Annotated in this window: 16 protein-coding genes; 7 read left to right on the top strand and 9 right to left on the bottom strand. The window is 45.7% G+C overall.

The annotated features are described in order from the left end of the window. Positions 1-32: 32 nt before the first annotated feature. The 5 genes from treR to CP943_RS04480 all read right to left on the bottom strand — a co-directional run bounded on the left by treR (position 33) and on the right by CP943_RS04480 (position 5993). A complete protein-coding gene (gene treR / locus CP943_RS04500) occupies positions 33-749 on the bottom strand; it encodes a trehalose operon repressor (RefSeq protein WP_020450546.1) in 717 nt (238 codons plus the stop codon). Positions 750-770: 21 nt separating this feature from the next. After that, complete coding sequence (gene treC, locus CP943_RS04495; RefSeq protein ID WP_105980807.1) at positions 771-2459, bottom strand: alpha,alpha-phosphotrehalase; 1689 nt, start codon at positions 2457-2459, stop codon at positions 771-773. A gap of 72 nt (positions 2460-2531) precedes the next feature. Next, positions 2532-3944, bottom strand: coding sequence for a PTS system trehalose-specific EIIBC component (treP, locus tag CP943_RS04490; RefSeq protein ID WP_039073274.1), 1413 nt, complete (start codon positions 3942-3944; stop codon positions 2532-2534). A gap of 188 nt (positions 3945-4132) precedes the next feature. Next, complete coding sequence (locus CP943_RS04485; RefSeq protein ID WP_020450543.1) at positions 4133-5545, bottom strand: alanine/glycine:cation symporter family protein; 1413 nt, start codon at positions 5543-5545, stop codon at positions 4133-4135. A 70-nt stretch (positions 5546-5615) separates the two neighbouring features. Further along, positions 5616-5993 (bottom strand): DnaJ family domain-containing protein, encoded by a 378-nt coding sequence (locus CP943_RS04480; RefSeq protein ID WP_020450542.1) that lies wholly within the window; start codon positions 5991-5993, stop codon positions 5616-5618. A gap of 262 nt (positions 5994-6255) precedes the next feature. On the opposite strand from CP943_RS04480, the gene CP943_RS04475 reads away from it, so the two are divergent. From CP943_RS04475 to CP943_RS04465, 4 genes are all read left to right on the top strand, one after another. Further along, positions 6256-8217: a lipoteichoic acid synthase gene (locus CP943_RS04475; RefSeq protein ID WP_023855758.1), complete on the top strand. Its 1962-nt coding sequence runs from the start codon at positions 6256-6258 to the stop codon at positions 8215-8217. A gap of 124 nt (positions 8218-8341) precedes the next feature. Beyond that, positions 8342-9094 (top strand): type I methionyl aminopeptidase, encoded by a 753-nt coding sequence (gene map, locus CP943_RS04470; RefSeq protein ID WP_020450540.1) that lies wholly within the window; start codon positions 8342-8344, stop codon positions 9092-9094. Positions 9095-9177: 83 nt separating this feature from the next. Then, positions 9178-9333, top strand: a complete 156-nt coding sequence (locus CP943_RS22390; protein WP_020450539.1) for a hypothetical protein — start codon at positions 9178-9180, stop codon at positions 9331-9333. Positions 9334-9463: 130 nt separating this feature from the next. After that, positions 9464-9595, top strand: coding sequence for a DUF2639 domain-containing protein (locus CP943_RS04465; protein WP_003179731.1), 132 nt, complete (start codon positions 9464-9466; stop codon positions 9593-9595). A 40-nt stretch (positions 9596-9635) separates the two neighbouring features. On the opposite strand, the gene CP943_RS04460 is transcribed toward CP943_RS04465, so the two are convergent. After that, a complete protein-coding gene (locus CP943_RS04460) occupies positions 9636-10286 on the bottom strand; it encodes an MOSC domain-containing protein (protein WP_035336959.1) in 651 nt (216 codons plus the stop codon). Between the two features lie 111 nt (positions 10287-10397). Here CP943_RS04460 and CP943_RS04455 point away from each other — a divergent pair, with 111 nt between their 5' ends. The 3 genes from CP943_RS04455 to CP943_RS04445 all read left to right on the top strand — a co-directional run bounded on the left by CP943_RS04455 (position 10398) and on the right by CP943_RS04445 (position 11697). Beyond that, the gene (locus CP943_RS04455; protein WP_020450537.1) at positions 10398-10670 is read left to right on the top strand and encodes an acylphosphatase; all 273 of its coding nucleotides are present in this window, start codon (positions 10398-10400) and stop codon (positions 10668-10670) included. Between the two features lie 107 nt (positions 10671-10777). Continuing rightward, positions 10778-11062, top strand: coding sequence for an autorepressor SdpR family transcription factor (locus CP943_RS04450; protein WP_020450536.1), 285 nt, complete (start codon positions 10778-10780; stop codon positions 11060-11062). Further along, the gene (locus CP943_RS04445) at positions 11059-11697 is read left to right on the top strand and encodes an SdpI family protein (protein WP_020450535.1); all 639 of its coding nucleotides are present in this window, start codon (positions 11059-11061) and stop codon (positions 11695-11697) included. Before CP943_RS04450 ends, CP943_RS04445 begins: the two co-directional genes overlap by 4 nt. 40 nt (positions 11698-11737) lie before the next feature. On the opposite strand, the gene CP943_RS04440 is transcribed toward CP943_RS04445, so the two are convergent. From CP943_RS04440 to CP943_RS04430, 3 genes are all read right to left on the bottom strand, one after another. Further along, positions 11738-12772 (bottom strand): glycosyl hydrolase family 18 protein, encoded by a 1035-nt coding sequence (locus CP943_RS04440; RefSeq protein WP_105980806.1) that lies wholly within the window; start codon positions 12770-12772, stop codon positions 11738-11740. A 15-nt stretch (positions 12773-12787) separates the two neighbouring features. Further along, positions 12788-13885 (bottom strand): nitric oxide synthase oxygenase, encoded by a 1098-nt coding sequence (locus CP943_RS04435; RefSeq protein WP_105980805.1) that lies wholly within the window; start codon positions 13883-13885, stop codon positions 12788-12790. Positions 13886-14013: 128 nt separating this feature from the next. Continuing rightward, complete coding sequence (locus CP943_RS04430; RefSeq protein ID WP_095292891.1) at positions 14014-15657, bottom strand: M14 family metallopeptidase; 1644 nt, start codon at positions 15655-15657, stop codon at positions 14014-14016. Positions 15658-15764 lie beyond the last annotated feature (107 nt).

Here is a 15764-nt window from a genome sequence, read left to right as displayed (position 1 = left end):
AAAAAAACACGGCCGCCGTCAGGCGCACCGTGCTACTTTTCTCTTCTTGCAAAATCGACAAAACGGAATTTATCCAAGCGGTGTCTGCTTTCCGTATATTGAAACAAGGTTGTATCATCAAGGAAAACAAAATTCTTCACAACCACAATGTGTTCGTATCCGTTCAAATCCAAATATTCTTGATCCTCAGCCGTACATGGCTCGACCACAATTTCCTTATGGGCATAGCTGATGACGAGCCCGCATTCACCTTCAAGGTATTGGTAGATCGAGTCCTCGCATATTTCTTTCGTCAAGAGCGGCACATGCTTGCGGATAAAATAATCTTTATCCAGGATGATGCGCTCTCCGTTAATATTCCGCGATCTGACGACCCGCCATACCTCTTCATCTCCAGAAGTGCGAAGCTGCTTTTGAATATATGCATCCGGATGCGTCAAGCCGAACTCGTGGACCGTCGTGCTTGTCTCTTTGCCAAGCGTTTCTGAAAGTTCCTTAAAGCTGACCAAACCGGAAACCGGGAACTGCATTTTCTCCCTGTGCAGCACGACTGATCCTTTTCCTTTGATCTTTTGAATATATCCGTTCTGGGCAAGCACATTCAGCGCTTTCCGAACCGTTTCCCTCGAGGTGTCGTGCTGTTCGGCAAGGTCGTTTTCAGACGGCAGGATATCTCCGGCATTCAGTATGCTTTGATCGATTTGTTCTGCAATTTGTTTGTAAATCATCATATACTTGTTGATCTTCATTTTTTTACCACCACGCTTAGTTTAGCATGGTTTGGCGAGATGATAAACAATCGATTGATACGGTTTCACTTTAAAGCGTGTAAATGACTCGGGAAGATCGGTGTAATTGGAAATGAGAACCTTGGCATCATAGCCGTCAATATCAATATCATCAGGGAGCTGAAACTCGGTCTCTTTCCCGTAAAAATTATTGATCACCAGCAGTTTTTCATCCGCTCCGTTTCTCAAATACGCATAAAGTGCTTGATCGTCTTCCAGAATCAGCTGATAATCTCCGGTTGTGATGATATCGAATTCCTTGCGGAGCTTATTCAGCTTTTTATAATGGTAGAAAATCGAGTCAGGATCGCTGAGCGCTTTTTCTGCGTTGATTTCTTTGTAGTTGGCAGGCACCGGAATCCACGGTGTCCCCGTCGTAAACCCGGCATTTTTTTCTCCGTTCCACTGCACCGGCGTCCTTGAATTATCACGGGACTTCGCTTTCAGGATTTCGATGATTTCGGCTTCCGGCTTTCCTGCTTCTTTCAGCAGACGGTACATATTGAGAGATTCGACATCCCGATAAAGAGAGATGTCATCGAATTTCGGGTTGGTCATCCCGAGCTCTTCTCCCTGGTAAATGTATGGCGTTCCCTGAAGCATATGAATTGCGGTTGCCAGCATTTTCGCAGATTTTATGCGGTATTTTCCGTCGTCTCCGTAGCGTGAGACGATCCGCGGCTGGTCGTGGTTGCACCAGAACAATGCGTTCCACCCGCCTCCTTTATGCATTTCAGTCTGCCATTCAGAAAGAATCTTCTTCAGCTTTAGAAAATCAAAATCCGCCAGCGCCCATTTTTCCCCGTTTGGATAGTCGGCCTTTAAATGGTGAAAGTTAAACACCATATCGAGCTCCCGGCTTTCAGGGTTTGTATACCGGATGCAATCTGCGATTGTCGTCGATGACATTTCCCCGACCGTCATGCTGTCGTATTTTGAAAAGACCTCCCTGTTCATTTCATTCAAAAACTCGTGAACCCTCGGCCCGTCCGTATAAAATCTGCGCCCGTCCCCTTGATCATCATCAGGGAAACGCTGGTCTTTTGAGATGACATTGATGACATCAAGTCTGAAGCCGTCGATTCCTTTTTCAAACCAGAAATGCATCATCTCGTACACTTTTTTTCTGACTTCATCGTTCTCCCAATTCAAATCCGCCTGTGTAACATCATAGAGATGGAGATAATACTGTCCGGTCTCTTCATGAAACTCCCACGCCGAACCGCCGAACTTCGATTCCCAGTTTGTCGGCGGGGCACCGTCCGGCTTCATGTCCTTCCAAATATAAAAGTCGCGATACGGATTTTCTTTTCCGGACGCTGCTTCTTTAAACCATCTGTGCTCTGTTGATGTATGGTTGACGACAAGATCCATGATCACCTTTATGCCGCGTTTGTGAGCCTCTTCTAGAAGCTCTTCAAAGTCGGCCATTGTTCCATATTCTTCATGAATGTTGTAATAGTCGCTGATGTCATAGCCGTTGTCATTTTGCGGCGATTGATAAATCGGCGTCAGCCAAATGACATCACAGGCGAGCTCCTTGATGTAGTCGAGCTTTTCGATGATGCCGCGAATGTCGCCGACACCGTTACCTGTTGTATCTTTAAAGCTTTTCGGATAAATCTGATAGACGACTGCTTTTTTCCACCATGGATTTTCTTTCGTTTCCATTTTCAACACCACCGTTTTCTTCTTTATGAAATGGGAAAAGGGCTGACAAATATGCGCGCCCCTCTCCCTCTCTTATTTCATTTTTAATTTTGCATAGAGGTATGTTCCGGCGAACGGCGCGATCAGCACAATCGCCATCCCGATTGCAAACGCTCCCCAGTATTGGCTCATGATAGAGAAAATTCCGGGTACACCGCCGACGCCGACAGAGCTTGCCAAAACCCCTTGCGAGGAAATGAACATTCCGGCAATCCCCGAGCTGATCATCGCGATCACGAACGGAAATCTGTATCTGAGATTCACCCCGAACAGCGCCGGTTCGGTAATTCCAAGATAAGCTGAAATGCCGGATGTCAAGGACAGACCTTTCTGCTTCTCATCTTTGACAATAAACATCATCGCAAGCGCGGCTGAACCTTGTGCGATATTGGACAGCGCCAGCATCGGCCATAAAAATGTTCCGCCGAGCTTTGATCCGATCAGTTGAAGGTCAACGGCAAGGAATGTATGATGCATTCCGGTAATGACGAGAGCGGCGTAAAGTCCGCCGTATAACAGTCCGCCCAGTACGGCAAATTGTTCAAAGACAGCAATAAGGCCTGATGTTAAGACATTTCCGATGGCAAATGTAATCGGTCCAATGACAATAAATGAAGCAAAACCTGTGACAAGCAGCGTAATCGGCGCCACAACAAGGAGCTGAATGCTCTCAGGCGTCCGCTTTGTCAAAAAGCGCTCAATTTTTGCAAGCAAATAAGATGCGAGCAAAATGGGAAGCACCTGCCCCTGATAGCCGACCTTCTGCACTTCCAGACCGAATAAATTCCAGACAGGAATCTCTCCGCTTTGCTCGGCAGCCCCGTATCCCCAAGCGTTTAACAAATCAGGATGCACAAGCATGACGCCCAGCACGATGCCGAGCAGCGGATTTCCGCCAAACCGCTTGACGGCCGACCAGCCGATTAATGCCGGGAGAAATGCGAAAGCCGTTCCCGCAATCAAGTTAATCATATTGGCGAGATCCGCCCATTCAGGATAGACTTCAACGATCGATTTTCCGCTGAAGAAAATGTCTTGAGCCGTCAGGATATTGTTGATTCCCATCAACAGTCCGGCGGTGACAATCGCCGGTAAAATTGGAATAAAAATATCTGCAAGCGTTTTCACAGCACGCTGTAAAGGATTCATATTTTTCTCTGAGGCTTTCTTGACGTCATCTTTTGACGATTCGCCGATTCCTGTGGCCTTCACCAGCTCCGCGTATACATTGTTGACCGTTCCTTGGCCGATCACCACTTGGAATTGGCCGTTCGTTGAAAACGATCCTTTGACAACATCTATTTGCTCCAACACCTCTTGATTGACTTTGCTTTCATCGAGCAGTGCAAATCGCAGACGCGTCACACAATGGGTTACCGCTGCAATGTTGTCCGCACCGCCGACAGCATCGACAATCCGTCGCGCTGATTGATTTAAATCAGTCATTCCAATCCCTCCTTCTCCTCTTATAACTTGTATATACATGTTATACCTATATTGTATTCTTGTATATACAAGTAGTCAACATATTTTTATAGCGCTTTCAAAAATAAAAAAAGCCCGGCCGTTCCCTTCATAAAACGAAGGACAGCAAGGCTTCCTCCGATTTATACGCCGGGAACAACCGGCTGAGATCATAAATTGTTCACTTTTTCATCACGTTCATCTGCGCAGTCCTGCTGACCGATGTCTTTCAAATAATACTTTTCTGATGTAAAAAACTCATCATATAAAGACCTTACTTTTTTGCTCAAGAGCAGCACCGCCAAAATATTCGGAATAAGAATGAAAACGAGCGCAAGATCAAGGAATCCCCATATTGCCTTTGCTCCTCCGGCAGCCCCGATGATGACGGCGCCCAGATAGACGAATTTAATCATATGCCCCGCGAGCCGTCCGAACAGAAATTCAGCTTGTTTTACTCCGTAAAAAATGACCACTGTGATCGTTGATAAGACAAAGAAAACGAGCGAGACGGAGACGAAGTATCCGCCCACAGGGCCGAAATAGCTGCGGAATGCGGCTGCCGCCAGTGCCCCTGGATTGCTCGCAGCATTTTCAGCGGTCCAAACGCCTGATGCGAGCACAACGAAGGCTGTGGTCGTGCATATCAGCAGCGTATCGACCACAATGCCGATCACCGCCCAGAATCCCTGTCTCACAGGGTGGTCGGTCATCGCCGCCGCGTGGGCAATCGGGGCCGTCCCCATCCCGGCTTCGTTGGAATAAAGTCCACGTGCAAACCCCCAACGAACGGTTTCAGCAACCGCCGCACCTGCAAAGCCGCCGAATGCCGAAGAAGATGTAAACGCATTCGAAAAGATGAGAGAGAAAAATGCGGGTACAGAAGAAAGGTTCATGACGACAATCAAGAAACCGGCCCCGATGTACGCCCCTGCCATAAGCGGAACCGCAAGCTCTGTCACTTTTCCAATCCGTTTAATCCCTCCGATCACCACTAAACCGATCAAAAAAGCAATCCCGATTCCGGTGTATAAACGATTGAATGAAAACGACTCAGCTAATGATGCGGAAACCGAATTTCCCTGCACCATGATGCTCGGAACGAGCTCAATCATCAGCGCAACCGAAAAAAAGACGCCGAGCCATTTCATAGAGAGCCCTTTTGTAATGTAATACATCGGCCCCCCGACATATTCGCCTTCTTCGTTTTTTTCTCTGTAGTGGACAGCGAGGACGCTTTCCGAAAACTTGATCGCCATGGCAAACAGTGCGACCAGCCACATCCAAAACACGGCTCCCGGACCGCCGAACATGATCGCCGCAGGCACACCGACGATATTGGCGGCGCCGACTGTTGAGCTGAGAGCCGATGTCAAAGCTTGCAACGGTGTAACCGTCCCTTCTCCTTTCGGCTTTTTGCCGACGCTTCCGATCGTCTGCTTAAAGATATAGAGAGGATAGCGAAATTGAAAAAATTTCAGCAGGATCGTTAAATAGACTCCCGTCCCTGTCAGCAGTATGATGAGCGGCGGCCCCCAAAGCCAATCTGATATGTATTCAACCCAGTTCAACAATCGTTCCATCCTATCACCCTTTTATTCGTTTATGGGTCAATACCACTATAGGACAGAAATAAACCTGCTCAGCGCTTTTTTATTTCCCGCTGAGCCTTCGGTACACTTTTTCTTTATAAAACGCTGAGGCAGGTTTGGAAAACATGCCTTTCTTGTCGGCGAGCCTGTCGAGCCTGAGCCGCGTTTCTGTTTTTCTCTCAATTAAACGATCGCGCTCGTCTTCATCCGCGCACTTTGCGATTAAGTCGTCAATTGTCATCAGCTCTTTCTTCAAAGCCCCTTCATCCCCCGTCATTCCGGCGTTTTTCATCACCCGGTAAGCCATGCGGAGATGCTCTGGAACATGGGCGGCATCGTCTTTTTTCAAGGGTTTCCCCATTCCCGGAAGCCCTTCGAATTCGCCGTCCTTAATGGCCCGCTTAATCTTATCTTCAGAAACGATGCTCGAAAAATCCATGGTCTACATCCTCCCCTTTCGTTCATATACTAACAACAGTCTGCCATAAAGATGCGTTCCCGCCAATGCAAGACAAGCGTAAAATATTCCCAAATGTTTTAAAAAAAACTGTAAAACCCTGATTTACCGAGGGTTTTGCGCTTCTTTTCACAAGGTTGATTTCCGCTTTTCTAAATCGGTATTTCATGGTATATTTTATACATTCGTTTTTTTCTTTCGTTCCGATGGTTTTTTACTGATCCGGAAAAAAGGAGTGTAACAATTGAAAAGATTTATTAAGGAAAGAGGTCTTGCCTTCTTCCTGATAGCCGCCATATTGCTATGGCTGAAAACTTATGCTGCGTATGTAATTGAATTTAATTTAGGAATAACCAACACAGTACAACAGATTTTGCTTTTTGTGAATCCGATTAGCTCAAGCTTGTTCTTTCTTGGATTAGGACTCTTGTTCAAGAAAAAAATACAGCAGACAGCGATTATAGTGATTCATTTTTTAATGTCTTTTTTGCTATATGCAAACGTCGTATACTACAGATTTTTCAGCGACTTTATCACGCTGCCTACGATCATGCAGGCAAAAACAAACGGGGGACAGCTCGGGGACAGCATCTTCTCGCTCATGCACCCGCTTGATGTTTTGTATTTCATCGATACCTTTATTTTAATCGGGCTGGCTGTTTTCTATAACAGACCTTCTGAAACAACAACGAAGCGCCCGTTTAAAATTGTGATGGGAACAAGCATCCTTGTCTTCCTCGTCAACCTGGCCGTTGCCGAGATTGATCGTCCGGAGCTTCTGACCCGTTCTTTTGACCGCAACTACCTTGTGAAATATTTGGGGACCTACAACTTCACAATCTATGATGCGGTGCAGAATATCAAGTCAAACAGCCAGCGCGCACTGGCAAGCTCCAGCGACGTGACGGAAGTAGAGAACTATATTAAAGCCAATCATGATAAGCCGAATGCCGAATACTTCGGAAAAGCGAAAGGCATGAACGTGGTTTACATTTCACTGGAATCACTTCAGACGTTCGCGATCGACTATAAGATCGACGGCAAGGAAGTCACGCCGTTCTTAAATTCACTGGCGCATGACAATGAAACGTTTTATTTTGATAACTTTTTCCACCAAACAGGACAAGGTAAAACGTCTGACGCGGAATTTATGATGGACAACTCGCTGTATCCTTTATCACAAGGGTCAGTGTTCATTAATAAAGCGCAAAACACGCTGCAGTCGGCTCCGGCCATTTTGAAGTCTCAAGGCTATACATCAGCGGCATTCCACGGCAACTACAAAACGTTCTGGAACCGCAATGAAATGTATAAAGCCATCGGTTATGACAAATTCTTTGACGCTACGTATTACGATATGAGCGAAGATAAAACGAAAAACTACGGATTGAAAGATAAACCGTTCTTTGAAGAATCAATGCCGCTGTTGAAAAGCCTGAAACAGCCGTTCTATACGAAGTTTATCACCCTTTCGAACCATTTTCCGTTCGAGATGGATGAAGGCGATACAGACTTCCCTGCCGGCGATACCGGCGACAGCGTCGTTGACCATTATTTCCAGTCGGCCAACTACATGGATCAGGCCATTGAACAATTTTTCAACGATCTGAAAAAATCCGGACTGTATGATAATACGATTGTCGTCATGTACGGAGACCACTACGGTATTTCGGAAAATCACAACAAAGCGATGGCCAAAGTATTGGGCAAAGACATCACACCATATGAAAATGCCCAATTGCAAAGGGTTCCGCTGTTCATCCACGCGCCTGGGGTCAAGGGAATCAAATCCAATAAATACGGCGGCGAAGTCGATGTAGCCCCTACCCTGCTTCATTTGATGGGCGTGAATACGAAAGATTACCTGATGAGCGGTTCAGACCTTCTGTCACCGGAACACCGTGAAATTATTCCGTTCCGCAACGGCGATTTCGTTTCTCCGGAATATACGAAAACGAACGGAAACTACTACGACACGAAAACAGGAGAGCTTCTGAACGAAAAAGACATCGATCCGAACATCGATGAGTCCGTGAAAAAAGAACTCGAAATGTCGGATAAAATCGTCGACGGAGATTTGCTGCGCTTTTATAAACCGAAAGGCTTTAAAGCGATCAACCCGAGCGACTACGACTACACCAACCACAATCCGAAAACATCAGAATCTGATGCGGCGCAAACTACGAAATCAGATTCCGGACAATAAACAGACAGCACCCGCTTATTTATAAGCGGGTGCTTTTTTGGTCTTGAAGCCGCGCTGTTCCTTTTTCGCAAGCAGATATGGTAAGCTTGAAATGGAATATAAAAAAAGAAAGCGGGAATGAATTGTGATTGTAACAAATGACCAAGAGCTGGAAGGGCTCAAGAAAATAGGCAGAATCGTCGCTTTAGCCAGGGAGGAAATGAAAGCAAAAGCAGCACCCGGCATGAGCACAAAAGAGCTGGACCTCATCGGTAAAGAAGTGCTTGAGGCTCATGGCGCCGCATCGGCTCCGGAAAAAGAATACGATTTCCCAGGAACGACGTGCATCAGTGTGAACGATGAAGTCGCCCACGGCATCCCAAGCGAATCCACGATTTTAAAAGAAGGGGATTTGATCAACATCGACATCTCCGCTGAATTTGGCGGCTACTATTCTGATACTGGCATTTCATTTGTACTCGGAAAAGGCGATGAAACGCTGCACAAGCTTTGCCAAAGCGCGGAAAGCGCATTTCAAAAGGGACTTTTGCAGGCGCGCGCCGGCAAGAAACAAAACCAAATCGGCAGAGCCGTATACAATGAAGCAAAAGCAAACGGATTTACCGTCATTAAAAACCTGACGGGACACGGGATTGGAAAGAACCTCCATGAAGCGCCCAACCATATCTTAAATTACTATGACCCGTTTGATAATGCGCTCTTTAAAAACGGAACCGTCATCGCCCTTGAGCCGTTTGTTTCCACAAAAGCCGAGCATACCATCGAAGCCGGAGACGGCTGGACATTCAAAACGCCTGACGGCAGCTTTGTGGCACAGATCGAGCATACAATCGTCATTACGAAAAACGAACCGATCATTTTAACACAGCTTGACTGATTACGTGAAAAAGCCCGGCTCATAGAAGTCCGGGCTTTTATGCTAAAATAAAAGACAAACTGTGCCGAAAGGAGCTTTACCGCATGCTGTTTGCCATCATCGGGCTGATCTTTTTCATCGAGAGCATCCTGTTAATCGTATATGCTCATAAAAAAAAGAACGGCTTCTTAAAATATATCGGAATCGTCCTCAGCATCTCAATCATTGTGATGATCGTCACCAGTTTGACACACGGCTGAAGCCTTCCTCAAACTTCCAAACTACGACGAAAGACTCAGTTTTTAAAAATTGCCGCCTATCCCTTTTCAGTGTTTTTCTATAGATGTTAGAATGCCAATTGCATCGAATTATAGAAGGGAGTTTTCTGCCATGCATTACGGAAGCAAAGGCTGGTATGTAGAAGAACTGAAAAAGCTGGGAATGACAAAGTATGAAGGAAGAAAGCTTCAAAGCTATAAAAAACACTTTTTGGCCAACCTGCTTGAAAGCGTCAAAAAATAAACATGTTAAAGCCGTGCTCCTTTTCGGACACGGCTTGTTTTTATGCGCTCAGCTCCTTTAAAAATGAGCTTCTCCAGCTTTCCGACAGCGCTTCAACCTCAAGGATCTTCCGAATGGCGGGGTGATTGCCCCTGTCATGGTACATCAAATGGTTGGCGTACGAAACTGTGGCTTCATGCGCATCTCTTGAAACGAGCTGCAGCCCGGAATCGGGCGCAACGATTCCTTCTTCGAGAACCCTGAAATAAAATCCGCTGAATCCGGTGTCCCTCACCTGTAACACCATATCTTTTTGATTCAGCCGTTTGGCAAGCTTGAAACAAGGCTGGCGCGGCTGGCTGACTTGAACAAGAGCCTCCCCCAGCTTGAAGATATCACCGATGCACACATCTTTTTCGGTGAGCCCTTTAACCGTCACGTTTTCTCCAAATGCCGCCTCCGGCAGCTTCCGCTTCAAGACGCTTTCCCAATACATGTAGTGGTCCGCCGGATAGACGCAAACCGCTTTATCCACTCCTCCGTGGTGAATCAGATCCGCCTGCCCGTCCCCTTCAAAATTCGTACGGCTCAAATATACGGGTCCGCCGACAGGCTCCTTCACGATTGCCGTTTCCACCTGTTTTCCGTCGAATTCGTATGTGTGCGGACGGCCTACATGAATAGATAAAATTTCATACTCCTGATGCTCCAAAACCTCACGCCCTTCCTTTATTTTCATATTTTAACGATTTATCCGAAACATGTCTATCCCATGATCTCAAAATGAGAAATATGGTAGCATAAAAGAAAAGGAGTGTTCCCGATGCTTCAATACAGAATCATTGTAGACGGACGCGTTCAGGGCGTGGGATTTCGCTATTTTGTTCAAATGGAAGCAGATAAGCACAAATTGACCGGCTGGGTCCGGAACCGCGACAACGGTACAGTTGAAATCCGCGCCGAAGGACCCGAGGAAAGTCTGAAGCCATTTTTAAAAGCGATTCAAAAAGGAAGTCCCTTCTCAAAAGTAACGGACGTGAATGTCGAAGAAACAAAAGAGATTGACGGATTCCACAAGTTTAATATCAGCTATTGAAAAATCCGCCGGAGATGGCGGATTTTTCAAACGTATCTTGACTAAATTCCTCTTTTATTTTAGTATTTAGTTAAATAGCTAAATACTTAATTCCAAGGATGCTGAATATGAATCAAACCTTTAAAGCTCTAGCTGACCCGACGAGAAGAAAAATTTTAAATCTGCTGAAGGATCGGGATATGACCGCCGGTGAAATATCTGACCAGTTTCAAATGTCTAAACCAAGTATATCTCAGCATTTAAAAATTTTAAAACAGGCTGAATTAATTCAAGATGAAAAAAAAGGCCAATACATCATTTACTCGCTGAACACCACAATATTTCAAGAAATCATCGGCTGGGCTTTCAGTTTTACTGAGCAAGCCGGCAAAGATAAAGGGGATGCCAAATGAGAAAACACATCTTTTCACTCGCTATAATCGCCATAAATCTAATCATGTGGGCCATCGCTTATCCGCACATTTCCGATCAAGTTCCAATTCATTGGTCATTTTCGGGAGAAGTCGACAGTTATGCTTCAAAAATGGAAGCAATGCTTATCATGACCGGGCTGCTCGTTTTTGTGTATGTGTTGATGTTCTTAACGCCAAAAATCGATCCGCGCAGAAAAAACTATCAGCTTTTTTCAAAGACTTATTACCTTCTCATCAATGCCATGCTGATTCTATTTTCCCTGATCAACGTGCTTGTAATCATGACAGGGCTCGGGTATGATCTGCCCGCTGGCAGCATTGTACCGGTTCTAGTAGGCGCTCTACTCATTGTCATAGGCAATTACCTCCCGAGAATCCGCTCCAACTTTTTTTTCGGGATCAAAAACCCTTGGACATTGAGCAGCGATTCAATCTGGAAAAAAACCCACAGATTTGCGGCGAAAGTATTTACTTTAGCAGGACTGCTGATCATTGCGGACGGATTGTTATCTATCAGCCCAGAAATCATGCTTCCGGTTATTTTGGCAACGGTTTTCGCGCCCTATATTTATTCCTATGTTTTGTATCGGAAAGAAATCAATATGAAAAGCTGACATGAGAATAAATGAAAAAGAAGGCTCCGAATTGGAGCCTTTATTTTATTCCCTTCCGCACCGCCTGCCAAAAAGAGGCCGATTCATGTCCCATCGAGTAGACGGAAACTCCTGCGATTTTATATCGCATGGCCAGGCGGCTTTTCGCCGCAATCGTTTTTTCATCTTCATACCAAACGACATGGCGGTGTTTGTGTTGATCTGTATAAGAAAATCTCATCGACCCCGATCTTTTATCATATACAGGCTTAGCTTTCACTTTTCTCTTAAGCGCCTTCACGTCGTTCCACTGCTTCAATTTGCTGTTCTTTCGGGATGTTAAATCCCAATCATTCCCGTATGAGGGGATGCCCATAATGACTTTTTCGGCTTTGATCGTTTTCACCGCATATGCTAATGAGCTTTTGACCCAGTTCATTCCGGCAACAGAGCCCGGCTCGTTCCAGATCCCGTGTTCATCGTAAGTCATGACTTGAACATAGTCAGCTGATTTTCCGATTTCCGCATAATCATACGGCCAGCTCCAACCATCTTTTCGGTCATCTACACTCTTCGCCGGTACCGAAACCATCGTTTTGATCTTGTGTTTTTTCAAAGCGGCTGCGACATGACGGATTAAGCTTGAGTATTTAGCTCTCTCGTTCGGCTTTACAGCTTCAAAATCAATATTAATTCCGGTAAACGACTGCTTCTTCGCAAGCGTAATAAGCTGTTCTGTAAAGTGCTGCCGCGCCGTTTTGTCGGACATGACCGTTGATGCCAGATTCCCGTCAAAATCGTGAATGGATTCGTTGTAGTTTGAAATGACCGCCCACGTCTTGAGGCGTTTCTTCTTTGCAAACGATAATTGTTTTTTCGGAGTGTCTCCGATGATATCTCCTTTTTGATTAAACGCGTAGGTGTCGAGAGCTGCGGCATTGATATAGTGATGGTATGCCGTCAGCGATTGATAGGAAGCTGCTTCCCCTGTTGTATAGCCGAGTACGATTTTGGCCGCTTTTGCTTCTGTTTCTGTATATGTAAGCATCGTTAAACATACAGCGAATACGCTGCATAGCAAGTAGATTTTTCTCATTGTCTATTCGTCCTCTCAATCGTTCGAATAAGGCTTTTCCTGATAAAAGTAATTCGGTTTAAGCGTTTTATTTTCATAATAGCTGTGAAAGATATGGGTCGCTGCCGGAGATAACGGCGGAATCAGCCATGTCCAGCTTGCTGAAAGCTCCCTTCCCGCTTCAGCTTCCTGCTCCTCGAACCGCTTGAATTGGCTTGCCGCGGTATGGTGGTCAACAATGCTGACGCCGGCATTTTTATAAGAGTGAAGCACCGCCGTATTTAATTCAACAAGCGCCTTGTCTTTCCACAGCGAAGTATTCCGTTCCGTATCAAGTCCCATAATGGCTGCCACTTTTTCGAGTACATTATAGCGGTCTGTATCCGCGAGGTTGCGCGCTCCGATTTCCGTTCCCATATACCAGCCGTTAAACGGGGCTGCATTATAATGAATTCCTCCGACCTCCAGCTTCATATCGGCTATAATCGGCACACCGTACCACTTCAGCCCCAGACTTTTGAAGCTCTCAATCTCCGGATGTTCAATCCTGACCTCTTTGACGATTTCGCGAGGCAGCTCATACCACACAGGGGGATGGCCATCTATTTGAAAAACAAGCGGCAAAACGTCAAAAGGCGTACCTTCGCCTTTCCAGCCGAGCGCTTCACACGCTTTTGTCAGTTCCAATGATGCCGGATCGCCGATGACACCTTGCTCCGTTTCATACCCCGCATACCTGATCAGCTGATGGTTCCAAATGGACACTTTTTTTTGCCCGCTTTGTTCCGGGGGAAAAATCGTAATGAACGGTCTGATTTTCCCTCCGTTTGTCGCAAGCTCTATATGGTGAAAAAGCGCATCCCGCACCTCTGCCTCGGTTTGAACGCCTCTTTGATCGATGACAGTAAGAGAGTGCCAAAACAGCCGGCCGATGCAGCGGCTGCTGTTTCTCCATGCCATTTTCGCGCCATGTTCGATTTCTTCTAATGTATGTGTATAGCTTCCGGTTTCTCTGATTTCTTCGTCTATTTTATGTAAGCGCATCCTTGTTTCTTCTTCGGACTTCGACAGTTCCCCGTAGCAGAGCTCGATGAAGGTCTTGGCTTCCCTCCATAATTCTTCATATGATTCCAACCGGATTCTCTCCTTCCAGATTTCAGACTGATATTTATTGTATAGGTTTCAATCTCAGTTTAAAACCATTATGTATGAAAAGACAAAAAACCGCTAAAAAGCATCCGTCAAAGACGGATGCCTGATGATTATTCCTTAATGTTAAGCGTTTTGGTGTTCAGCATGAAGCGGTAAACCGGCAGCTGTTTGCCTGTTTGAGAAGGGATGTAACCCGTGCTTACATAACTGTCAACCGATTCCGGCTCAAGCGCAATCGACAGCAGATTGCTTTGCGGCTGTGCTGTAAAATAGATTTTTGTTCCTTTTGGAAACTCTTTTTTCTGTTTTTTAAGCTTCGTTTCCACCTTGATCACAGGCCGGCCCTCAGATTCTCCCGATGTTTCTTTCGATAAAACCTCATACGCTTCAGCGGTGAGCTTTTGTTTGAAAGGAAGTGTCACGCTTTTTAATCCCTGATCCCTCAGCTTCTGCTCAATATCTTGATGGCCCGGAAGGACAAGGTAAGCGGTCGGACGTGTTCTTGACAGCACAGGGACGGCTTCCGAAGCGCTGTAATATTGGACAGGAACGTCAACTGCTTGTCCTGAAGCGATATCAGCAACTTTCAGCGTTTCTTTATACGGCCCTGCAAACTCACTGTTGATGACCACTTGGTCTTTATCGCTCACTTTTGCACCATTTTTTATCAGCTTTAATTTTTCTTTGGCGACAAGGCGCTTGATCTCGGCTGCATGCTTCACTGTCGTGTCGATGATCGTCTCATGCGTAGCAACCTGAGCCGCGACTCTTCTTGCAAAATTTTCGCGTCCGATGTCTATCCCCCTGCTTTCCACTAGGAAGGAAAGAGCAGGCTGGAGGCCGAATGCATTACGTCCGATTCTCGCTTCAGTACCTCCTTCATAGATTTCGATTTTTCCGTCCTTGCTTTTTCCTGTCGTATAATATGCATCATTAGAAAAACCTTTTTCATCAAGTTTAGCTCTGACGCCGTTCACATAAAGGCTGTCAGACGCATACCTGATCGATTCGGGAATGTTTAAGTTTTTTCCTGATAAAATTAAAATATCATGGTATTTTAATGACCCTTTTTCGCCTACGCTTTGAAATTCGTTTTGGCCGACACCGTATTCATGGGCATCAATAACGACTTCAGGCGAATATTGATTGAACTCCTGGTGAATGGCGCGGACTTCCGGAGATTCAAGCTTAACATGATCCCTGTTTCCGTCGATTCCGCTCGCCAGCCGTCTGTTAAACTGATACGAGCCGTCAGGATTGACCCGCGGAACGACGATGACATTGATCTTGTCCAACACTTTGTCGCCGTACGGCCCGGCCAGTTTTTCAGCCATCGCCAGGACCGATTCTCCCGCCGCCGGCTCATTTCCGTGTATCTGTCCTTGCAGCCAGACGGTCGGTTTTTTTGATATGGAACGTATTTGCTTATCCTTTGTGAAATAAAGCACGGGAATATTTCTTTTTTCAATTGAAAAACCGATATTCCCGATTTTGACATTCGGGCTTTTCTTTGTCAGACTGGTTATAAACTTCATCATTTCTTCTTGTGTCGTAAAGGCTTCCCCTTCTTTCACAAAAGCAGGGGTCGAGAAAGTTTCTTCCGGTTCCGGATATAATGATGACACTTGCTCTGGCTGAGTATAGTTCTTTCCATAGTAAGGGGTTTCCGCAGCGTGAACCGCATCAGACACCATCAGTCCTGCAAACATTGCCGCAGCTGCCAGCAAAGCTTGGACCCTTTTTTGAATGTTCATCTTTTCTCAGCTCCTTTCAGGCATACCTGCATTATAAATGAAATATCAGCTTGTTTTGTCTAAAATTTCAGAAAATGATTCCTTTGGTATACAACAACATCCGAAAT

This window comes from Bacillus paralicheniformis (assembly GCF_002993925.1).
In the GTDB taxonomy this organism is placed as follows: domain Bacteria; phylum Bacillota; class Bacilli; order Bacillales; family Bacillaceae; genus Bacillus; species Bacillus paralicheniformis.
This window is presented reverse-complemented; position numbering and strand designations above follow the sequence as displayed.